This is a genomic window from Rhizobium sp. BR 362, from assembly GCF_036528765.1.
GTDB lineage: Bacteria > Pseudomonadota > Alphaproteobacteria > Rhizobiales > Rhizobiaceae > Rhizobium.
Map to the genome: position 1 here is coordinate 188,207 of NZ_JARWGH010000005.1, position 21,616 is coordinate 209,822.

Here is a 21,616-nt window from a genome sequence, read left to right on the forward strand (position 1 = left end):
ATCGGATCGATTTTTCTTCAAAATTATTCTGCCTTACGCTCTGCGGTTTTGATCGGGATCGTCCGCAACAAAAATGCCGGAGCCCTTTCGAGCCCCGGCATTCCCCACCCCACTAGAGGTTGAGCTTACTTCGCAGCGTCGGCCCAGCTCTTGACCAGTTCGTCATAGTCGACGGTGACCGGCTTTTCCTTTTCGTTTGCGATCTTCAACTGCGGAGCGAGATGGCCGTTCTTGACGGCATCGGCGTTCCAGTAGTTGAGGTCATGCTCTTCGGCGAGCTTCGGACCGATATCGCCCTGCACGCCAGCGCGTTCCAGGCGCTGCAGCACCTTTTCCTGATCGGCGCAAAGCGCATCCATGGCGCCCTGCGCATCCTTGGCGCCGGATGCGGCGTCACCGATGGCCTGCCACCAAAGCTGCGCCAGCTTCGGATAGTCCGGAACGTTGGTGCCGGTCGGCGACCACTGGACACGGGCCGGCGAACGGTAGAACTCGATCAGACCGCCGAGTTCAGGCGCGCGCTTGGTGAAGCTCTTGTCGCGGATGGTCGATTCGCGAATGAAGGTGAGACCGACATGGCTCTTCTTCACGTCCACCGTCTTCGAGGTCACGAACTGCGCGTAGAGCCAGGCAGCCTTGGCGCGGTCGAGCGGCGTGGACTTCATCAGCGTCCAGGAACCGACGTCCTGGTAGCCGAGCTTCATGCCGTCCTTCCAGTAGACGCCGTGCGGCGAGGGAGCCATACGCCATTTCGGCTTGCCATCGGCGTTGACGACCGGAAGACCGGGCTTGACCATGTCGGCGGTGAAGGCGGTGTACCAGAAGATCTGCTGGGCAATATTACCCTGTGCCGGAACCGGGCCGGATTCGGAGAAGGTCATGCCCTGGGCTTCTGCCGGTGCGTAAGCCTTCAGCCAATCGAGATACTTCTGAATGGAGTAGACGGCGGCCGGGCCGTTTGTGTCGCCGCCGCGGGCGACGCAGGAGCCAACCGGACGGGAGTTGGCGTCGACCTTGATGCCCCATTCGTCGACGGGTAGACCGTTCGGCAGGCCCTTGTCGCCGTTGCCGGCCATCGACAGCCAGGCGTCGGTGAAGCGCCAGCCGAGCGACGGGTCCTTCTTGCCGTAGTCCATATGGCCGAAGACCTTCTTGCCGTCGATTTCGCGGCCGGTGAAGAACTGGGCGATATCCTCATAGGCCGACCAGTTGACCGGCACGCCGAGATCGTAGCCGTATTTGGCCTTGAAATCGGCCTTGTTCTTCGGGTCGTTGAACCAGTCGTAACGGAACCAATAGAGGTTGGCGAACTGCTGATCGGGAAGCTGATAAAGCTTCTTGTCCGGAGCGGTGGTGAAGCTGGTGCCGATGAAGTCGGCTACGTCGAGACCGGGATTGGTGACGTCCTTGCCTTCGCCGGCCATCCAGTCGGTCAGGTTGCGTACCTGCTTGTAGCGCCAATGCGTGCCAATCAGGTCCGAATCGTTGACCCAGCCGTCATAGAGGTTCTGGCCGGTCTGCATCTGCGTCTGGATCTTTTCGACGACGTCGCCTTCCTGGATGACGTCGTGGGTGACCTTGATGCCGGTGATGGCGGTGAAGGCGGGCGCCAGCACCTGCGATTCATACTGGTGCGTCGTCAGGGTTTCCGAAACAACCTTGATTTCCATGCCCTGGAAAGGCTTGGCCGCATCGACGAACCATTGCATTTCCTTTTCCTGGTCGGCGCGCGAGAGCGTCGAAAGATCGCCGATCTCCTTGTCCAGGAATGCCTTGGCTTCGTTCATGCCGGCATGGGCCGATCCGGCCAGAGCCAGCAGCGCGATTGCCGTCGTTGTTATGAGATGCCGTCGCATATATTCCTCCCTACAGGTTGCGAGTGCATTGTCAGGCGGCCAGACTCCCGGCCACCCGTATCGACTTGTCTTACGGCGCCACGTGTCCGGAAATGGACAAAGGGCGCGGTAACTCTTTGAAACCGCGTCAGACCAGACGGAAGACGCCGATGGCGTAAACCACCGAAATGGCGACCGCCCACCACAGGTTAGGCCCACCAAGGCCCAGCCAGGCGACATGAATGAAGGCGGCGCCGAGCAGCGAGACGAACAGCCGGTCGCCTCGCGTCGTTTCGAAATGCAGGATGCCGACGCGCGGATTGCCGCCGGGCGAGAAATATTCCCAAATGGCCATGCCGACCAGAAGCAGCAGGATGGTCACGAAGAACAGCACCGTCGGCAGCGTCCAGGCCATCCAGGAGAAATCGGTATTCATGTCGGTTTCCTCCTAGACGCGTCCGAGCGCGAAGCCCTTGGCGATGTAATTGCGGACGAAATAGATGACGAGCGCGCCGGGGATCAGCGTCAGCACGCCGGCGGCGGCCAGCAGACCCCAGTCCATGCCGGCAGCCGAGACCGTGCGTGTCATGATGGCGGCGATCGGCTTGGCGTCTGTTGTCGTCAGCGTGCGGGCGATCAACAGTTCCACCCAGGAGAACATGAAGCAGAAGAAGGCAGCGACGCCGATGCCGCTTGCGATCAACGGAATGAAGATCTTCAGGAAGAAGCGCGGGAACGAATAGCCATCGATATAGGCCGTCTCGTCGATCTCCTTCGGCACGCCGGACATGAAGCCTTCGAGAATCCACACCGCCAGGGGCACGTTGAACAGGCAGTGCGCCAGCGCCACGGCAATATGGGTGTCGATCAGGCCGAAGGCCGAATAGAGCTGGAAGAAAGGCAGCGCGAAGACCGCCGGCGGCGCCATGCGGTTGGTCAGCAGCCAGAAGAAGACGTGCTTGTCGCCGAGGAAGCGGTAGCGCGAGAAGGCGTAGGCCGCAGGCAGGGCGCAGGCAACCGAGATCACCATGTTCATGACGACATAGGTGATCGAGTTGATATAGCCCTTGTACCAGGACGGATCGGTGAAGATGATCGCGTAATTGCGCAGCGTCGGCTCATGCGGATAAAGCGTCAAGCCGCTGACGATCTCCTCATTGGTCTTGAAGCTCATATTGACGAGCCAGTAGATCGGCAGAAGCAGGAAGATGATGTAGAGCGTCGGCACCAGCCAGGACCAGCGCCCTTCCTCGCGGTGCCGGCTGACCGGCTGTGTGCCTGTCGTGGCGGTAACGCCTGCGACCGGACTGGAAGCCGCAACCTTGTTCATCGTGGTATCGCCTGCGGAGGTCGTAAGAGGTTTGCCACTCATCGCGTCGCTCCCGCATCATAATTGGTCATGACGGTGTAGAAGACCCAGGACAGCAGAAGCACGATCAGGAAGTAGATCAGCGACATTGCCGCCGCCGGGCCGAGGTCGAACTGGCCGAGCGCCATCTTGACGAGATCGATCGACAGGAAGGTCGTCGAATTGCCAGGGCCGCCGCCGGTGACGACGAAAGGTTCGGTATAAATCATGAAACTGTCCATGAAGCGCAGGAGCACGGCGATCAACAGCACGCGGTTCATCTTCGGGAGCTGGATGTAGCGGAAGACGGACCAGCGCGAGGCGCCGTCAATTTTGGCAGCCTGATAGAAGGCATCGGGAATCGAGGCGAGGCCGGCATAGCAGAGCAGCACGACGAGGCTCGTCCAGTGCCAGACGTCCATGATGATGATCGTCGCCCAGGCATCGGCCGGATCGGACACATAATTGTAGTCAATGCCGAGGCCGACTAGGACATAGCCCATCAGGCCGATATCGCTGCGGCCGAACACCTGCCAGATCGTTCCCACGACATTCCAGGGAATCAGCAGCGGCAGCGCCATCAGCACCAGGCAGACCGGCACGCCGATACCCTTCTTCGGCATGTTGAGCGCGATGAAGATGCCGAGCGGCACCTCAATCGCCAGAATGACGAAGGAGAAAATCAGGTTGCGGATCATCGAATCCCAGAAGCGGCTGGAATGAAGAATCTCTTCAAACCACTGCGTGCCCGCCCAGAAGAAGACGTTGTTGCCGAAGGTGTCCTGTACCGAATAGTTCACCACCGTCATCAGCGGAATGACGGCCGAGAAGCCGACCAGCACCAGGACGGGAATGAGCATGAACCAGGCTTTGTTGTTCCAGGTCTTGTCCATGATCAGGCTCCCATCTCGACGCGCCAGGAGTTGGCATAAATATTGATGCCGGCGGGATCGAAGGCGATGTGCGGTTCGGCTGGCACGGTCTGATCCTCGCCGATGATCGCCGTGATCTCCTGTCCCTGCAGTTTGGCGCGCACCACCTTGCGGCGGCCGAGGTCCTCGACCTTGGTCACGGTCGCCGGCATGCCCTCGCGGCCGAGGCGGACGAATTCCGGGCGGATGCCGAGTTCGGTCTTGCCGCCCTGGCCATTCACGGGAGCGCCGGGCAGCGCGACGGTGCTGCCGGCCAGACGGGCGTTGCGGCCTTCGATTTCGACCGGCATGACGTTCATGCCCGGCGAGCCAATGAAATAGCCGACGAAGGTATGGCGCGGCCGTTCGAAGAGATCGTTCGGCGTGCCGATCTGCACCACCTCGCCATTATACATGACGACAACCTTGTCGGCGAAGGTCAGCGCCTCCGTCTGATCGTGGGTGACATAGACCATGGTGAAGCCGAAGCGGCGGTGGAGCTGCTTCAACTGCGAGCGCAGCACCCATTTCATATGCGGGTCGATGACCGTCAGTGGTTCGTCGAACAGGATGGCGCTGACATCGGAGCGCACCAGGCCACGGCCGAGAGAGATTTTCTGCTTGGCATCGGCCGTCAATCCCCGCGCCTTGCGATGAGCGCTGTCGGAAAGGCCGATCATCTCGATGATCTCATCGACCTTGCGCTTCACGTCGGCTTCCGGAACATGCCGGTTGCGCAAGGGAAAAGCGAGGTTCTCATAGACCGTCATCGTGTCGTAGACGACCGGAAACTGGAAAACCTGGGCAATGTTGCGCTCCTGCGTCGACAGCTTGGTCACGTCCTTGCCGTCGAAGAGGATGCGGCCTTCCGAGGCGCGCACGAGGCCGGAAACGATGTTGAGCAGGGTGGTCTTGCCGCAGCCGGACGGCCCGAGCAGCGCATAAGCGCTGCCGTCCTCCCAGCTATGATGGACTTCCTTCAGCGCATAGTCCGCATCGGATTTGGGATGGTCGTTATAGGCGTGTCTTATATGGTCAAGGTCGATGCGTGCCATTGGCCGTGTCTCTCCTCAGGCGGCCCATTGCAGGGCGGGTGTGACGGCGGCGCCGTTGGTGTCGAACACCATGATGTGGCGCGGGTCGATGTAGACATCGATCGCGTCGTCGACATCGATATCCTCTACGCCCTGGGTCAGCATGACCCAGCGCCGGTCGGCGAAATCGATGTGGATGAAGCTTTCCGAACCGGTGATTTCGGTCACCATCACCCTTGCCGGTGCTGCGACCGCCTCGGATGTCTGCGGCTTCAGCGCCAGATGGTGCGGCTGGAAGGCGATGGTGTAGGGGCCGTCCGGCTGGGCTTCGAGCCCCTGCGGCACGGGCAGGCTCATGTCGCCGTTCAGCACGAAGAGATTGCCGCGCTTGTCGAGCGAGATCGTGTTCAGCGGCGGATCGGCGAAGGTAACGGCGGTGATCAGATCCTTCGGCCGGCGGAAGACATCGATCGTCGGTCCGAACTGCGTGATCCTGCCTTCCGACAGGGTCGCGGTATTGCCGCCCAAAAGCAGTGCTTCCGAGGGTTCGGTCGTGGCGTAGACGAAGATGGCGCCGGATTCGGCGAAGATTTTCGGCAGTTCGGCGCGCAGCTCTTCGCGCAGCTTATAGTCGAGGTTGGCGAGCGGCTCGTCGAGCAGCACCAGGCCGGCATTCTTGACGATGGCGCGGGCAAGCGCCGTGCGCTGCTGCTGGCCGCCGGAGAGGCTAAGCGGCAGGCGGTCGAGGAACGGACCGAGCCGCAGGAGATCGGCCGCCTTCTTGACTTCGCGGTCGATCGTTGCCGCATTGACGCCGCGAAGGCGCATCGGTGATGCGATATTGTCGTAAACGGTCATCGCGGGATAGTTGATGAATTGCTGGTAGACCATGGCGACGTTGCGGCGTTGCACGGGCACGCCCGTGACATCGGCACCGTCGACGTGGATCGTGCCCGAAGTCGGCTTGTCCAGCCCCGCCATCAGCCGCATCAGCGACGTCTTGCCCGAAAGCGTCGGTCCGAGGAGGACATTCAACGTGCCGCGCTGCAGCGTCAGGTTCGTTTCGGCGATATGCATTTCGCCGCCGACCGCCTTCGACACGTTTCTGAGTTCAAGCACGATATGCTCCTTCCATAGGCTGCGACGGATTGCCGGGCCGTATGGCCTGTTTGTTTCCCATCGGGTAGCGACCCGGAGATATATCCCCGCGATCGCTTAGGTTTTCACTCAGCGATACCTCTTGCCGAAACCGGCTTTGGCATCGACGCCGAATGCCCGTCCCTTCGACGGATTCGGGAGCGGCGGGACGGTCTTGGAGGAGTTAATTGCGTCAATCCGGATGTAATAAATTCAAGAGCCTGCATCTTCTTTGAAAGGATGCGGCAAGCGCGCTCGACGGGACTGCGGCGCGCACCGCAATCGATGACATCCGTGACGTCGATTTGAGCTCTGGACAATTGTATCTCCCCTCGTTTCGATTTCTACCCCTCACGCGAAAACGAAACTAGAATGACGATAAATGAAGATAAAGGAATGTCAAACGAAAATTGGGCAAGCTGCAATTTCCAGCCGAAAGCCACAGCGAGGCACATGCTTTTGCCTGCGCCATAGCGACTTAGCCGGGACCGAAAAGGCCGAAAAGGCCGCCTCGAAAGCACAAAGCCGCAGCGGCGGTTTTGCCCTCGCCTGCCCGGCTTTTCCTTGAAGAATTGACGAAAAATCAGCCGAAGAAGCCGCGACTGTCTCCGCCGGGATAACGACTGGCCGTCTCCCGAATGACATCGACGCTCATGCCCCGGCAATCGATGACACTGATGAGGCCGCTCTTTTGGGATCACTCGTCGTATATTCGAAAGCAATGAAGTTCGCCGGACGCGTGGCCGAAACTATGCAAGGCGAACAGGATGGAATGCAGGCAAACATCTTCGCAAGTCCACTTCAGCTCGGGTCGGCGTTGGAATTCTAAAGCCAGTTGATGCGCTTCAGCACCCACAGGGTCGCAATCGAGGTAACCGTGACGAAGATGACGATGATGACGAAGGCCCAGGTGTCGTTGACGCCGGGAATGCCGCCGACATTCATGCCGAAGAGGCCGGCGACCACGCTCGGCGGCAAAAGCAGGGCCGCAAGTGCGGCAAGGCGGTTGGAGTTGCGGGCGATGCGCTCGCTGATGACGGTCGACAAGTCGTCGTGCAGGATGCTGGTGCGGTCGCGGATGGCGTCGAGATATTCGATGTAGCGCATCAGCTTGTCGATGACTTCGCGCATGCGCAGCTTGTCGCGCTCGGCAAGCCAGGGCGCATCGTCATGCTCGATGCGGTTCAGCGCGTCGCGCTGCGGGGCGAGATAACGGCGAAGCTGCACAGCGCGCCGGCGCAGCAGTTTCAGACGCTCGCGCACCTGCCCGGCTTCGCCATGGAAGATCAGTTCGTCGAGTTCGTCCACCTCTTCGTCCATGGCGTCGAGCACGGGTTCGAGATCGCGCACCAGCTTGTCGCCGATGAGGGCGAGCAGGTCGCCGGTGCGCTGCGGTCCCTTTTTCTTCTCCAGCGACAGACGGATATCGCGTAGCGCCGTGATGTAGTGGCCGCTGTCGCGGAGCGAAACGATGCGCTCGCCATCGACCCAGAGATGGAGTGGCACAAGGTCGATATCGGCGGGTTTCTGCGTCGCGCCGTCCGGCGACGTGGCGCAGACGCCGCGCAGGATGATCAACAGGCCATCGCCCACGGGTTCGACGCGCGGGCGCGAATCCTCTTCCAGCAGGGCTTCAATGACGAAGGGATCAAAGCCGCTCTTATGAGTGACCCAGTCTGCTGCAGCGGGGTGGTCGCGCTCGAGATGCAGCCAGGTCGCACCATTGCCGGGTTTCCAGACACTCACCTCATCCATGCAGAGCTGTCGACAACCGCCACGTCCGTCGAGTTGGGAAGCGAAACGCAGACCCGGTTCGGCGCCGTAGCTGACCGCCGACGTGTTCGGTGCTTCCATGGCGCCTTGACCCATCCCGCCCCCCATGACAGCAAAAAGTGCAAGCAGCACAGGTATTTGTGGCGTGCTGGCGGTATTTTATCAGTTCGGGTCAAGGTGGCAAGGTGATATGGGGCCGGAGGGGGCCGTCATCCGTCGTGACGAGGATACCGGGATCGTCCCCTCTCCCCGCCTCCGGGGAGAGGGTTAGGGTGAGGGCAATCCTTGCTCCGAAGGGGCAGAAGCGCCCTCAACGCGCCGCCCAGTTGGCGCCGCGGCGGAAGATGGTTTTCATCTGCGGCACGTTGAATTCCTTGGCCTGGTGGCCGAGCGAGGAATAGAAGACGCGGCCCTTGCCGTATTTGCGCTTCCAGGCGACCGGCATGACGACGCCGTCGATCCAGTACGCGTGATCGCCGGTGAAGGTCGTGGTCGCCAGCACCTCGTTCGACGGGTCGACATGCATGTAATATTGCTCCGACGTGTAGGGAAAATCGGTGATTCCCTCCATGATCGGGTCATCCGGCCGCGTGATGTTGACCTTGTAATCGATGATGTTGCCGGGATGGGCGACCCATTGGCCGCCGATGATGAACTGGTATTCGACGCTTTCGCGGAAACTGTCGCCGGCGCCGCCATGATAGCCGGCGATGCCGACGCCGCTTTCTATCGCGGCGGCGAGGTTCTTTACCTCTTCCTTTTCGATCTTCGACATGGTGACGATCGGCACGATCAGGCTAAGATCGTGGATCGACGGATCGGCGAAGGCTTCGGTGCTGTTTTCGAGGTAGACCTTGAAGTCGTCCTCCTCCAGCATGTCGCGGATGATATGGGCGCATTCCTGCGGTTCATGGCCGCTCCAGCCGCCCCAGACGATAAGTGCTTCACGCATGGTGGTTCTCCTGAATGAGCTGAACTAGCGGCCGATCTTGCCGTCCACGAGGGATTCGGACACAGGGGCCGGACGCTCTGTTTGCGTCGTGATGGTGACCGTGCGCCCGCTGTCGGATGCCGTCTGGAAGGCTTCCATGACTTCGAGCACATGCAGCGCGAGGTTGCCATTGGCGCGGTGCAGACGATTCGAACGGATGGCGTGCGCCAGATCGGCAACGCCGAGCGAGCGGTAATTGCCGTCGGCGTAGGGCGCGGTGATCTCGCACTCGGCGAATTCGCCGCACTTCTTCAGGAACTCCACGGGGCCGCCGAAACGGTTCGGATCGGGCACGATCAGCGTGCCTTCGGTACCGTAGACTTCGAGCGGCACATGCTTGTGGCCGGCGACATCGAAGCTCATGCCGATCTGCACGACAGCGCCACTGGCAAAGGCCATGACGCCGGCAACGTGGGTCGGCACATGCACCGGGATGCGCTCGCCATTGCGCGGCTCGCTGGTGATGATGCGCTCCTTGCGCGGCGTGACGGCAAAGCCTGCGACCTGGGAAACGGGGCCGAGCAGATTGACGAGATCGGTGATGTAATAAGGACCCATATCGAGCATCGGGCCGCCGCCAACTTCATAATAGAAAGCCGGATTCGGATGCCAGCGCTCGTGACCGGGGCACATGAAGGTGGCGCTGCCGCCGACCGGGATGCCGATTGCACCCTCGTCGATGATGGCGCGCGCCGTCTGGTGGCCACCGCCGAGGAAGGTATCGGGGGCCGCGCCGATGCGAAGGCCCTTGGCAGCGGCGGCATCGGCAAGCTTCTTGCCTTCGGCGAAATTGATGCCGAGCGGCTTTTCCGAATAGGTGTGTTTGCCGGCGTCCAGCGCCTGCAGTCCGACGGCGACATGTGCCTTGGGAATGGTCAGGTTGACGATGATCTCGATCGAGGGATCTGCGAGCAGGGACGCGACATCGACCGCCTTCAGGCCGAATTCGGCCGCCTTCGCCTCGGCGAGCTCGCGATTGAGGTCGGCCACGCCTTTGATGTCGAGAATGGGAAAGGATTTCATGGCGGTGAGATAGGCGCCGGAAATGTTTCCGCAGCCGATAATGCCGATGCCGACCTTGTTCATAGGTTTCCTCCAGATGAATTGTCTTTGCCTGTCCTGTAGCGGTTCAGCGTTTCACGGAATCGCTGAACCGTTCTATCCTGTTGTTTCGACGCACTTCCTGGCGGAAAACCGCTGCGCACTTTTCCTGGAATTGCTCCCGGGATCAGAGGGCCGGTGCCGGTCCCGTCGTTCCCCAGGGCGATTCGTAGAGTTCGCGCAGCGCAACGACGGCAGCGCCCTGCGCCCAGGTCTCGTCGGTCGACTGGTCGAAAACGAGTTCGGTCACGCCCTTGATCGACGGCGGGATTGCCAGCGAATAGGCCTCCCGCAGGCTGTCGAGGAAGGGCTGGCCGAGCGCCAGGCTCGATCCGACGAGAATGACGCGCGGCGGCGCAAACAGTGTGACGATATTGGCAAGCGCCATGCCGCAGGCCTCCCCGGCGCGGATTGCCGCGCTGATCAGCGTATTGTCTTCGGCGTCGATCAGCGTCTTGGCATGTGTCATTCCCCGGCCGAGCCGGATGGCTTCGGCAAAACGGCCGCCGCTCGGCTGATCGCCGAGAATAGCGCTTTCGCCGGCAAGGCTTGCCAATCTGACGGTGCCTTGCGGCCCCATGCCGAGCACGAGATCGCCGAGATTGTGGCTAAGGCCGCCGGCGCCGCGGAAGAGCTGGCCGCCATGCAGCACACCAAGCCCCAGCGTCTGTTCCAGCGACACGAGCACCATGTCGTCCAGGTCTCTCGCCTTGCCGAACCAGTGATGCGCGAGCGTAATGGCGTGCGCATCGCTCTCGACGATGGTGGTCACGCCCAGCCGCTCGGACATTTCCTTGGCGAAATCGACCCCGGTTTCGCGAAAGATCGGGCTGGTGCGAACATGACCGGTGCGGTGCTCGACGACGCCGGGCAGGCCGAGGCAGACGGAATCGATCTCGTCCAGGGCCAGATTGGCATCGACGACGCAGCGGCGCACGCCATCCTCGATGAGATCGGCAATGACGCCGATCGGCTGGCGATCGACGCGGAGCGCCAGCGTGAGGGTGGACAGAACCTCGCCGCGAAAGTCTGTGACGACGAAGACCATGCGGTTGGCGGCGATTTTCGCGCCGACGACGCGGGCGGCATCTGGATTGAGTTCCAGCATGACGCGGGGCCGGCCCCGGGCAGCCGCCTCGCGCAGGTCGCCTTCGGTGCGCGCCAGGATCAGCCCGTCATCCAGCAACGACGCGGTGATCGCCGAGACTGTCGTGGTCGAAAGCTGAGTTCGGTCGCTTATTTCGATACGCGCAATGGAGCCCGCCCGCCGGATCGTATCCAGCACATTGAAGCGGTTTATCGCCCGCATAAGCTCGGGATCTGCTGTTTTCATGAGAATGGCGCCGAATGATGGACCCGCTCGGCTGCGGCCTGATATTTTTAACGGAATGCGAATTAAATAACCTATGGTCATTGCCCAATGTCAAGCCGTTTTGCAGACGGTCGGCCGAAAATTTGGCGATGGTGGTTGACATTTCAGCAAAGCTCCGTTGAATTATTCCGCATAAGGGAAAAAATATTGAGGCTCTTGGTTCCCTTGGGAGGAGAAAATCATGATCCATCTACGTGGGGCCAAGGCCCTTCGCATCGCCGCTATTGCCGCCACGACCGGGCTGGCGATCCTTGCCGGCGCCACCGGCGCGGCAGCGGATACTGTCGTCAAGTGGCTGCATCTGGAACTTGATCCGAAGTATGTCGCCGTATGGCGCAAGATCGCCGATCAGTACGAGGCCAAGCACCCGGGCACGAAGATCGAGATGCAGTTCCTGGCCAACGAAGCCTTCAAGGCGAAGCTGCCGACACTGCTGCAGTCGAAGGACGCGCCCGATTTGTTCTTTAGCTGGGGCGGCGGCGTGCTGAAGCAGCAGCAGGAGACGGGCACGCTGATGGACCTGACTGCGGCGATGAATGCCAAGGATGGCGCCTGGCTGAAGAGCTACAATCCCGCGGCCGTGAAAGGCCTAACATTCGACAACAAGATCAGCGCCGTACCCTATAAGCTCGGCACGGTTTCCTTCTTCTACAACAAGGCGCTGTTCGCCAAGGCCGGCGTCGACGCGAGCGCCATCAAGACCTGGGACGATTATCTGGCCGCGGTCAAGAAGATCAAGGCCGCCGGTATCGCGCCGATTGCCGGTGGCGGCGGCGAGAAGTGGCCGATCCATTTCTACTGGAGCTATCTGGTGATGCGCGATGGCGGTCAGCAGGTCTTCAACGACGCCAAAAACGGCAAGGGCAACGGCTTCAACGATCCGGCCATCATCAAGGCCGGCGAGCAACTTGCCGAACTCGGCAAGCTCGAACCCTTCCAGCCCGGCTATCTCGGCACCACCTGGCCGCAGGCGCTCGGCGTCTTCGGCGACGGCAAGGCTGCGATGATCCTCGGTTTCGAAAATACGGTTGCCAACCAGCGCACCAATGCCGGCGACGGCAAGGGTCTGGCGGATGACAATGTCGGCCGCTTCGCCTTCCCGGCCGTGACAGGCGGTGCTGGCCTGCCCACGGATACGCTCGGCGGGTTGAACGGCTGGGCCGTCACCAAGAAGGCCCCGCCCGAGACGCTTGATTTCCTCGCCTATCTGACCAATGCCGAAAACGAGCGCACCATGGCGCAGGCCGGCATGATCATCCCGGTCGCCGTCGGTGCCGAAGACGGCGTCAAGGGTCCGCTGATGCACGAAGCCGCCGATCAGTTGGCGCATTCGACCTGGCACCAGAACTTCTTCGACCAGGATCTCGGCCCCTCGGTCGGCCGCGTCGTCAACGATGTGGCCGTCGGCATCGTCTCCGGCCAGATTTCGCCAAAGGATGGCGCGCAGCAGGTCCAGGACGCCTTCGAACAGGACCAGCTTTGATGCCTAAACCCTTCGCCCCCACGGGGAGAAGGTGGATCGAACGGTTGAGCGTCGCTAAATCGTGAGAGACGGATGAGGGGGTGTCGCGGCAAGCTCCGGGCGGCCTAACGGTGCAACGCCCCCTCAACCTGCCCTTCGGGCATCCTTCTCCTGGGGAGAAGGTGAAACGTGCCCGAGCGCCATCTGCGGAAATCTTCCGGATTGGCGTGACAATTGACCGGGTGAGCCGGCTTCCCAAACCGGCTCGCCATTTCAAAAGACGACTTATGCTTCCCTGAATTTCAGGGGTCAGGATCACCAATGACCGATGTCAGCGCCACGACCGCCATGCCTTCCATCGCAAGAGCGAGGCCGGCGACCAAGCGAAAATCGCCCGCCGCGCGCGGCCGTCTGCCCGTCATCCTGCTGTTCCTGCCGCCGGCGCTGCTGCTCTTCACCATCTTCGTCATCCTGCCGATGGGGGAAGCGGCCTGGTACAGCCTTTATCGCTGGAACGGCTATGGCCCGCCGACCGAGTTCGTGGGGATGCGCAATTTTCAGGTGCTCTTCAAGAACGACGCCTTCCTGACGTCGCTCAAGAACAATGCGCTGATCATCCTGGTTTCGATTGCCATTCAGGTGCCGCTGGCCATCTGGCTGGCGACGATGCTGGCGCACCGCATTCGCGGCGTCGTGCTCTTCCGTCTGATCTTCTTTTTGCCCTATGTGCTGGCTGAAGTGGCCGCCGGCTTGATCTGGCGCTTCGTCTATGATGGCGATTACGGCCTGTTTGCCGCAATCGCGCATTTCCTCGGCACCGCGACGCCCTATGTGCTCGCCGACAAGGACCTGGCGATGTATGCCGTGCTCGGCGTGATCGTGTGGAAATATTTCGGCTTTCACATGATGCTGTTCATCGCCGGCATGCAGTCGCTCGACAAAAGCGTGCTGGAGGCAGCCGAGATCGACGGCGCCACCGGCTGGCAGAAGTTCCGCTATGTGACGCTGCCGCTGCTCGGCTCGACGCTGCGCCTTTCCGTCTTCTTCGCCGTCGTCGGATCGCTGCAGCTTTTCGACATGATCATGCCGCTCACCGGCGGCGGCCCGTTCAACTCGACCCAGACGATGGTGACCTTCCTCTACAATTTCGGCGTCACCCGCATGCAGGTCGGCCTCGGCAGCGCCGTCGGCGTCGTGCTGTTTGTGATCTGCGTTACCCTCGCCTTCGGCTACAAACGGATATTTATGCGCAATGACTGATATGGCCTCATCCGTTCGCATGACCACCGGCACGAAGATCTATCTTTATGTGTCGCTGACCATCATCGCCGCCATCGTGCTGATCCCGCTCCTGACCACGGCGCTCGGCGGTTTCAAGTCGCTCGGCGATCTCCGCACCAATCCCTTCGGCCTGCCGGCCGAGTGGCATTTCGAGAATTATACCGGCATCCTGTTCGGCGATCGCTATTGGCGGCAGATGATGAATTCGCTGATCATCGCCGCGCTGACCGTGTTCCTGACGCTGTCGGTCTCGGCCATGGCGGCCTTCGCCTTCGCGCATGTGAAGTTCTTCGGCTCGAATTTTCTGCTGAACTATTTCCTCATCGGCCTGATGTTTCCGGCTGCCACCGCCATCCTGCCGCTCTTCATCCGCATTCGCGATCTCGGCCTGCTCAATACCTATTGGGGCGTGGTGCTGCCGCAGGTGGCTTTCGGCCTCGGCATGAGCATTCTTCTCTTCAGAAACTATTTTCGCAACCTTCCGGAAGAATTGTTTCAGGCCGCTTTCGTCGATGGTTGCGGCTATATCCGCTTCTTCTGGCATATCTCGCTGCCGCTTTCGCGGCCGATCATTGCCACTGTCAGCATCATTTCCTTCGTCGGTAGCTGGAACAGCTACATCCTGCCGCTGATCATGCTGAACTCGGATTCGATCTATCCCTGGCCGCTCGGCATGATGGTCTATAGCGGCGAATTCGGCACGGAATGGGAGCTGGTACTTGCCTTCATCACGCTGACGATCCTGCCCACCATTATCGTCTTCTTCCTGGCCCAGAAGCACATCATTGCCGGCCTCACCGCCGGTGCCGTGAAATCCTGAGCCTCGAGCGGTTCAGCTTTTCGCGGAAACGCTGAACCGCTCTATCTCTTTGTTTTCCCGCAATTCCGGACGGAAAACCGCTACGCACTTTTCCTGGAATTTCTCTCATCGGAGCAAACAAAATGGCATCCGTCGAACTGCACAACATCCACAAGGCCTACGGGGCGCTCACCGTCATCCACGATATCTCGCTGGCGATCGAGGACGGCGAGTTCATCGCGCTCGTCGGCCCCTCCGGCTGCGGCAAGTCCACGCTGCTGCGGATGATCGCCGGGCTTGAGGAAATCACCGATGGCGACGTGTCGATCGGTGGCCAGGTGGTCAACGCCATGACGCCGCGCGAGCGCAACATCGCCATGGTCTTCCAGTCTTACGCGCTTTATCCGCACATGACGGTCGCCGAGAACATGGGCTTCAATCTGAAGCTCTCGGGCGAGACCAAGCAGGTGATCGAGCAGCGGGTCAACGAGGCGGCGCGCATGCTGGACCTCACCAAATTGCTCGACCGCAAGCCGGCACAGCTTTCCGGCGGCCAGCGCCAGCGTGTCGCCATGGGCCGCGCCGTGGTGCGCAACCCCGCCGTCTTCCTGTTCGACGAACCCTTGTCGAACCTCGATGCGAAGCTGCGCGTGCAGATGCGTTCGGAAATCAAGGCGCTGCATCAGAAGGTGCAGACCACTTCGATCTATGTCACCCATGATCAGATCGAAGCGATGACCCTTGCCGACCGCATCGTGGTGCTGAATCAGGGGCGCATCGAGCAGCAGGGCACGCCGATCGAGCTTTACCGCCAGCCGGCCAATCTCTTCGTTGCCGGCTTCATCGGCTCGCCGGCCATGAATTTCCTCGACGGTGTGGTTGAAGGCGTCGGGGGTGCCCCTGCCGTGCGGTTAAAAGACAGTACGCCGGTGCGTATCGCAAACGAGCGAAAGGTGAAGGCCGGCCAAAGCGTAAAGATCGGCCTTCGGCCGGAACACTTGAGCTTGACGGGCAGCGGCTCGCCGCTCACCGGCCCGACCTTGCTGGTCGAACCGACAGGCGCGCAGACGCATGTGCTGTTCGATCTGGCGGGCGAACAGGTGACGGCCGTCGTCGACGGCGAGGCGCCGGTTCGCTATGGCCAGCAACTGAAGGTCAGCGTCAATGCCGAGCAGGTCTACGTTTTCGACAGCGGAAGCGGGCTGGCCCTTTAGGCGTCGATGTTGATGGCGTCGACCCGATCAGGATAGAAAGCCATATAATCCTTGATCTCGCTTACGGAGGCGTGGGGATTTTCGTAGGTCCAGACAGCGTTCACGGAGCGCTCGCCGCCGGCGGGGATGCTGTAATAGGAGCAATCGCCCTTATAGGGGCAGTAGGTGGCATGGTCGGTTCTCCGCAGCGCGGACATGTCGACATCCCCGCGCGGCACGTAAATGACTGCCGGATAGGAGGCTTCCTTCAGTGACAGCGCGTCACGCGTATCGGCAATGACCTTGCCGGCGACCGAGACGGTGACATGGGCACGCTTGTTCTCGATCGTAATGGGGTGATCGGGACCGGGAATCTTGATCAGCTTTTCGGACATTCTTACTCTCCTCAGCTTGATATTGATCAGGCATGCCCACTCGTGCGGAACCTCTGTGCCTGGCCTCTCACCCCAACCCTCTGTGTGGCGGAGAGAGGGGGCTCTACGATGCCCCGCACCACTCCCGCTTGACGGGAAAGATTGATCGCCTTGCGCTGTCGTCCCCTCTCCCCGCTAGCGGGGAGAGGGCTAGGGTGAGGGGCCAGGCACGAAGCTGCGGCAGAAGAAAACTCGCCTGACGAACTCAGTTCAAAAAAGCATATAGGAAGTGCCCCGCCGAATATCAGGCCCCTGCGGCATCATGCTTTCGGAGCGCCCCAGCGCAGGCCATCCATTAGCAAGCGGACGAGACGGCGGGAGCGGTCGTGCCACTCCGGTGAATTGGGCATGGAATAGGTGCCGGACAGTGCGTGCAGCACGTCGGTGCTGTCGACGTCGGCGCGGATGGAGCCGTCGGCAACTGCCCGTTCGATCAAGCCCTTGAGGGCGATCGGCACCATGCCGTAGCTGTCTGCGAAAAGTTCGGAATTGCTGTTGAGGAGAATGCGCAGGCTGTCGGCCATGCCGCGCTTGGTGGCGATATAACCGACGAAGCGGTGCATCCATTCTTCCAGCGCTTGATCCGGCGCATGTTCGTGCGAAAGCTCTTCGGCCGCGTTGCAGAGCACTTCCACCTCATGGCGATAGACGACTTCGACCAGATGTTCGCGGGTCGGAAAATGACGGTAGAGCGTTCCGACGCCGACGCCGGCGCGGCGCGCAATCTCTTCGAGCGAGGCGGCGGTGCCGTGGTTGGCGAAGGCTTGCGCCGCGGCTTCGATGAGCTTGTCGCGATTGCGGCGCGCGTCCGCGCGTAGGGTTTTTGCGCCTGGCGGCGTGTCGTCCTTCAGCTCTGACAATGGCCTCGAAGCCAATTTTCGCTCCATGTGGATTGCGACTTGACGATGTCAGACAAGTCTCTAGGATAATAAACGGAGGCGCCTCCGTTTATTCTGGAGTACCAGAGGATTGTTATCGCATAATGGGCCGGGATGCCATTGCCGTCTGACTTGAGCATCGAAGACGGTGAAAACGCAGCCCCCCAAGGCACCCCACCACAAGCCGCAAGCGCCGGCAAAAGCGCTGTAGCCTGATTACCTGGCGCCGGTCGGGCTGACGTCAAGAGCGATGTCGCGGCTGGCAGATCCTGATGATTGCAAGATGACCCGAACAGGGAGTGACCTGATGATTACCGTGCATCTCGATATCAATGGACACGTACACGAGCTTTCGCTCGATCCGCGTGTCACGCTTCTCGATGCCCTCCGCGAGCATCTCTGCCTAACCGGCACCAAGAAGGGCTGCGACCAGGGCCAATGCGGCGCCTGCACCGTCCATGTCGACGGCGAACGTGTGCTCTCCTGCCTGACCCTCGCCGCTCAGGCGGAAGGCCGCAAGATCACGACGATCGAAGGGCTGGCAGCGGAAAACGGCGATCTGCACCCGGTACAAGCTGCATTTCTGGAACATGATGCCTTCCAGTGCGGCTATTGCACGCCGGGACAGATCATGTCGGCGGTCGCCTGCATCCGCGAAGGCCATGCCGGCTCCGATGACGAAATCCGCGAATATATGGCTGGCAATCTCTGTCGGTGCGGCGCCTATCCGCATATCGTTGCCGCCGTGCGCGAAGCAGCGGAGGCCGCCCGATGAAGGCATTTTCCTATCTCCGCGCTGGCTCCGTCGATGAGGCCCGGCAGGCCGCTGCCTCCCCCGCCGCCATGCTGCTTGCCGGCGGCACGACGTTGCTCGATCTTGCCAAATGCGGCGTCGCTGAGCCCGAAACGATGGTGGATATCAGCCATCTCACTGGTCTCGACGCGATCTCGCTCACCGATCGGGATGTTACGATCGGCGCGCTCGCCAAGATGAGCCGTGTCGCCGACGACGCCAATATCAAGGCGCAATTCCCGGCGGTTTCGCAGGCGCTGTCGCTTGCGGCCTCGGCGCAGATCCGCAACATGGCGACGATCGGCGGCAATCTGCTGCAGCGCACGCGGTGTCCCTACTTCCGCGATCCGGCAACCTTTTCTGCCTGCAACAAGCGAGCCCCTGGGTCCGGCTGTTCGGCGATCGGCGGCGTCACGCGCAATCACGCCGTCCTCGGCACGAGCGAAGCCTGTATCGCCACCAATCCCGGCGATCTTGCGGTGGCTTTGGTGGCCTTCGATGCGGTCGTGCATCTCGGCAACCGCCAGGTCGCGATCGACGATTTCTTCCTTTTGCCGGGAACGACGCCCGAGCGGGAACATGCGATCGAGCCGGGGGAGATGATTACGGCGATCACTATTCCGGCATCCGCTGCCGCGCGCCGTTCGACCTATCTCAAGGTGCGCGATCGTCAGTCTTACGAGTTCGCCGCGGCCAGCGCCGCCGTCGGACTCGAGCTGGAGGCGGATGGCAGGACGATCCGCGATATCCGGGTGGCGCTCGGCGGAGTCGCCACCAAGCCCTGGCGCGCCCGCGCCGTCGAAAACGCATTGAAGGGCCAACGGCTGGATGCGGCCGCTGTGAAGCGCGCCAGCCTGCTCGCTGTCCAAGGTGCCGTCTACCATGGCGGCAATCACTACAAGATTGCGCTTGCGCTGCGCGTCGTCGAGCGCGCCATCCTGACGATGGGAGAAATGGCATGACCATCATGGAAACCAGAAAGCATGGCGTCGCCGACGGCGCGCTCGGCGGGCGGCTGTCCCGCCTGGATGGAACCGCAAAGATCAAGGGCGAAGCCGATTACGCCGTCGAGCACGATCTCGAGGGACTGACCCATGCGGTAATGGTGCAAAGCACGATCGCTGCCGGCCGGATCACCGGCATGGATACGTCGGCGGCGGAGAGCGCACCCGGCGTTCTGCTGGTGCTGACGCCGGATACGATGCCGGACCTGAACTCGCCGACCACTTGGCTCGACACTCCCGGTCCGGAAGGCCCTTATCGGCCGCTTGTCAAGGACATTACCTACAGCGGCCAGCACGTTGCTATCGTCGTTGCCGAAACGTTCGAGCAGGCGACGGCCGCGGCCGCTTTGGTGAAGGTCACCTATGAGGAGGCTCCGGCGATCTTCAGCCTCGACGACCCGAAAGGCGGCGAAGGTTTTCCGATCGATCCGATGACCAGAGAACGGGGCGATGCCGCAGCGGCCCTCGCCGCAGCGCCCGTCAAAATCGAAGCCGAATATAAGACGCCGCGGGAATACAACGTGCCGATCGAGCCGCATGGGCTGATCGCCAGATGGGACGGCGACATGCTGACCCTTTGGGAGCCAAGCCAGTGGATCGACGGCATGGCGCGCACATATGCCGAATGGTTCGGCATTCCCTTCGAGAATGTGCGGATGATCTCGCCCTATATCGGCGGCGGCTTCGGCTCCAAGGCCCTGGCATTGCCGCATGGCGCGGTTGGTGTCATGGCGGCGAAGCTGCTCGGACGTCCGGTGAAGCTGGTCATCACCCGGCCGCAGACCTTCACTTCCTTCGGCGGCCGGCCCGGCACACGCCAGACGATTGCGCTTGGCGCGACCAAGGACGGCAAACTCACCGCCATTATCCATACCAGCGCCAATGAGACGTCGATGGGCGATGTGGCGGTCGAGCCGCTGGGTGTCGTCACCTCGATCATGTATGCGACGCCCAATCTCTCGTCGCGGCAGAACATCGTGCGGGTGAATACCGTCAAGCCCGGCGCATTGCGCGCTCCCGGCGAAAATCCCAGCGCCTGGGGCATCGAAAGCGCTATCGACGAGCTCGCCTACGAACTCGGCATGGACCCGCTGGAAATCCGGCTGAAGAACTATGCCGAGCGAGACCAGGAAGTCGACAAACCGTGGTCGACGAGGCAATTGCGCGAGGCTTTCGAGGCGGGTGCAAAGGCTTTCGGCTGGGCGAAGCGCTCGCGTGCGCCGCGCTCGATGCGTGACGGCAAGCATCTGATCGGCTGGGGTGTCGGCGCCGGCACCTATCCGGTACGCCGCACGCCGGGTGAAGCGCTGGTGCGCATCCTCGCCGACGGTTCGGCGGAAGTGGCGAGCAGCGGTATCGACATGGGTCAGGGCACTTATACGATCCTGGCGCAGACGGCCGCCGAAACACTCGGCATTCCGGTGGAACAAATCCGCGTCAAGCTCGGCGATTCCGCCCTGCCGCGCGCGCCCGTCGCCGGTGGTTCGCAGCTCGCCAACCTGATGACCGGCGCCGTCTACAAGGCGGCGATGGCCGCCCGCGACGAACTGGTGGGGCTGGCGATCAACGATCCCAACTCGCCGCTGCGCGATCTGCAGGCCAATACGCTGACCGTCTCCGAAGGCCGCATCCTGCCGCCGCGCGACGGCGGCGACGGCATCGCCATTGCCGAGCTTCTGCGGCAGATCGGCCGTGACAAGATCGAGGTACTGCGCAACACGCTGCCGGAAGACAAGCAGAGCAAGGCGGATCACTACCGCAACTTCTCGACGATCGCGACCATGCTGTCGCCCACGGACGGCGACTATTCCATGCATAGCTGGTGCGCGCATTTCATCGAAGTGCGCGTCGACGAGGATTTCGGCACCGTGCGCGTCTCGCGCGTCGTCTCGGCGCTCGATTCCGGCCGGCTCTACAATCCGAAGCTGGCCGAAAGCCAATGGAAGGGCGGCATCATTATGGGCATCGGCCAGGCGCTGCTCGAAGAAGGCATCGTCGATGAGCGCTATGCCCGCGTCATCAACAACAACCTCGGCGACTATCTCGTGCCGACGAATGCCGATATTCCCGACATCGAAGTGATCTCCGTCGGCATTCCCGACACGCACGCCTCTGTGCTCGGCGGCAAAGCGGTCGGCGAACTGGCGATCGTCGGCGTAGCGCCGGCTATTGCCAATGCGGTTTTCCACGCGACAGGCAAGCGGATACGCGAGTTGCCGATTACGTTGGAGAAATTGCTGTAATTTTGCCAGTCGGACGAGGCCGCTGTT

At 61.5% G+C, this 21,616-nt stretch carries 19 protein-coding genes; 7 read left to right on the forward strand and 12 right to left on the reverse strand.

Annotated features, from left to right (window positions below; translation table 11 throughout):
* Window positions 1-125: 125 nt before the first annotated feature.
* The 10 genes from QDY28_RS09510 to QDY28_RS09555 form a co-directional block, all read right to left on the reverse strand.
* The gene (locus tag QDY28_RS09510) at window positions 126-1,856 is read right to left on the reverse strand and encodes an ABC transporter substrate-binding protein (RefSeq protein ID WP_331381440.1); all 1,731 of its coding nucleotides are present in this window, start codon (window positions 1,854-1,856) and stop codon (window positions 126-128) included.
* A 127-nt stretch (window positions 1,857-1,983) separates the two neighbouring features.
* A complete protein-coding gene (locus QDY28_RS09515; RefSeq protein WP_331381441.1) occupies window positions 1,984-2,271 on the reverse strand; it encodes a DUF2160 domain-containing protein in 288 nt (95 codons plus the stop codon).
* Between the two features lie 12 nt (window positions 2,272-2,283).
* Window positions 2,284-3,207 carry a carbohydrate ABC transporter permease gene (locus QDY28_RS09520; protein WP_331381442.1) on the reverse strand — a complete coding sequence of 308 codons (924 nt, stop codon included), beginning with the start codon at window positions 3,205-3,207 and terminating at the stop codon, window positions 2,284-2,286.
* On the reverse strand, window positions 3,204-4,076 hold the full coding sequence (locus QDY28_RS09525; protein ID WP_283056349.1) for a carbohydrate ABC transporter permease: 873 nt from the start codon (window positions 4,074-4,076) through the stop codon (window positions 3,204-3,206). Before QDY28_RS09525 ends, QDY28_RS09520 begins: the two co-directional genes overlap by 4 nt.
* A gap of 2 nt (window positions 4,077-4,078) precedes the next feature.
* Window positions 4,079-5,149: an ABC transporter ATP-binding protein gene (locus tag QDY28_RS09530; protein WP_331381443.1), complete on the reverse strand. Its 1,071-nt coding sequence runs from the start codon at window positions 5,147-5,149 to the stop codon at window positions 4,079-4,081.
* 15 nt (window positions 5,150-5,164) lie between these two features.
* Window positions 5,165-6,247, reverse strand: a complete 1,083-nt coding sequence (locus QDY28_RS09535) for an ABC transporter ATP-binding protein (RefSeq protein WP_331381444.1) — start codon at window positions 6,245-6,247, stop codon at window positions 5,165-5,167.
* A gap of 843 nt (window positions 6,248-7,090) precedes the next feature.
* Window positions 7,091-8,134 (reverse strand): CorA family divalent cation transporter, encoded by a 1,044-nt coding sequence (locus QDY28_RS09540; RefSeq protein ID WP_331381445.1) that lies wholly within the window; start codon window positions 8,132-8,134, stop codon window positions 7,091-7,093.
* 214 nt (window positions 8,135-8,348) lie between these two features.
* Complete coding sequence (locus QDY28_RS09545) at window positions 8,349-8,990, reverse strand: ThuA domain-containing protein (protein WP_331381446.1); 642 nt, start codon at window positions 8,988-8,990, stop codon at window positions 8,349-8,351.
* A gap of 24 nt (window positions 8,991-9,014) precedes the next feature.
* Window positions 9,015-10,115 (reverse strand): Gfo/Idh/MocA family protein, encoded by a 1,101-nt coding sequence (locus tag QDY28_RS09550; RefSeq protein WP_331381447.1) that lies wholly within the window; start codon window positions 10,113-10,115, stop codon window positions 9,015-9,017.
* 142 nt (window positions 10,116-10,257) lie between these two features.
* Window positions 10,258-11,463, reverse strand: a complete 1,206-nt coding sequence (locus QDY28_RS09555) for an ROK family transcriptional regulator (RefSeq protein ID WP_331381448.1) — start codon at window positions 11,461-11,463, stop codon at window positions 10,258-10,260.
* Window positions 11,464-11,683: 220 nt separating this feature from the next.
* Between QDY28_RS09555 and QDY28_RS09560 the strand changes: the two genes are divergently transcribed.
* The 4 genes from QDY28_RS09560 to QDY28_RS09575 all read left to right on the forward strand — a co-directional run bounded on the left by QDY28_RS09560 (window position 11,684) and on the right by QDY28_RS09575 (window position 16,258).
* Window positions 11,684-12,985: an ABC transporter substrate-binding protein gene (locus tag QDY28_RS09560; RefSeq protein ID WP_331381449.1), complete on the forward strand. Its 1,302-nt coding sequence runs from the start codon at window positions 11,684-11,686 to the stop codon at window positions 12,983-12,985.
* A gap of 300 nt (window positions 12,986-13,285) precedes the next feature.
* Complete coding sequence (locus QDY28_RS09565) at window positions 13,286-14,224, forward strand: carbohydrate ABC transporter permease (protein WP_331381450.1); 939 nt, start codon at window positions 13,286-13,288, stop codon at window positions 14,222-14,224.
* Entirely contained in the window at window positions 14,217-15,065 is an 849-nt protein-coding gene (locus QDY28_RS09570) for a carbohydrate ABC transporter permease (RefSeq protein ID WP_331381451.1), read from the forward strand. Before QDY28_RS09565 ends, QDY28_RS09570 begins: the two co-directional genes overlap by 8 nt.
* Window positions 15,066-15,187: 122 nt before the next feature.
* Window positions 15,188-16,258, forward strand: a complete 1,071-nt coding sequence (locus QDY28_RS09575) for an ABC transporter ATP-binding protein (protein ID WP_331381452.1) — start codon at window positions 15,188-15,190, stop codon at window positions 16,256-16,258.
* Here QDY28_RS09575 and QDY28_RS09580 read toward each other — a convergent pair.
* A complete protein-coding gene (locus tag QDY28_RS09580) occupies window positions 16,255-16,632 on the reverse strand; it encodes a DUF427 domain-containing protein (RefSeq protein ID WP_331381453.1) in 378 nt (125 codons plus the stop codon). The genes QDY28_RS09575 and QDY28_RS09580 overlap by 4 nt on opposite strands.
* 299 nt (window positions 16,633-16,931) lie before the next feature.
* Window positions 16,932-17,558 carry a TetR/AcrR family transcriptional regulator gene (locus tag QDY28_RS09585; RefSeq protein ID WP_331381454.1) on the reverse strand — a complete coding sequence of 209 codons (627 nt, stop codon included), beginning with the start codon at window positions 17,556-17,558 and terminating at the stop codon, window positions 16,932-16,934.
* A 298-nt stretch (window positions 17,559-17,856) separates the two neighbouring features.
* Between QDY28_RS09585 and QDY28_RS09590 the strand changes: the two genes are divergently transcribed.
* The 3 genes from QDY28_RS09590 to QDY28_RS09600 are packed head-to-tail and all read left to right on the forward strand — an operon-like array spanning window position 17,857 to window position 21,589.
* Window positions 17,857-18,324 (forward strand): (2Fe-2S)-binding protein, encoded by a 468-nt coding sequence (locus QDY28_RS09590; protein WP_442967497.1) that lies wholly within the window; start codon window positions 17,857-17,859, stop codon window positions 18,322-18,324.
* Complete coding sequence (locus QDY28_RS09595) at window positions 18,321-19,304, forward strand: FAD binding domain-containing protein (protein WP_331381456.1); 984 nt, start codon at window positions 18,321-18,323, stop codon at window positions 19,302-19,304. The genes QDY28_RS09590 and QDY28_RS09595 overlap by 4 nt, the downstream gene beginning before the upstream one ends.
* Window positions 19,301-21,589 carry a xanthine dehydrogenase family protein molybdopterin-binding subunit gene (locus tag QDY28_RS09600; RefSeq protein ID WP_331381457.1) on the forward strand — a complete coding sequence of 763 codons (2,289 nt, stop codon included), beginning with the start codon at window positions 19,301-19,303 and terminating at the stop codon, window positions 21,587-21,589. The genes QDY28_RS09595 and QDY28_RS09600 overlap by 4 nt, the downstream gene beginning before the upstream one ends.
* Window positions 21,590-21,616: the final 27 nt, after the last annotated feature.